Annotated in this window: 1 pseudogene; it reads left to right on the top strand. The window is 29.1% G+C overall.

What is annotated here, in order from left to right:
• Positions 1 to 237 (top strand): annotated as a pseudogene (locus QP548_RS16920) (DNA (cytosine-5-)-methyltransferase); the annotation flags it as partial.

Here is a 237-nt window from a genome sequence, read left to right as displayed (position 1 = left end):
AGTATTCATAGTCAGCATCAGGAAAGATATAGACAACGGGAGCTTTAAGTTTAAAGAAGGAAACGATAATCTAGTTACACTAGAGAGCATTACAGAAAATTTTGTAGATGAAAAATACTATTGTAAAGATAATTCTTATTTAAAAAGCTTCTTAAATAAGGTTAATAAAAGAGTTTGCAAGGATAAAGAGCCTAGTAAATTCGGATTAATGAGAGTTGGAACAATTAAAAATCCACA

The organism is Clostridium sp. UMB9555A, from assembly GCF_030222355.1.
Classification (GTDB): Bacteria; Bacillota; Clostridia; order Clostridiales; family Clostridiaceae; genus Sarcina; species Sarcina perfringens.
This window is presented reverse-complemented; position numbering and strand designations above follow the sequence as displayed.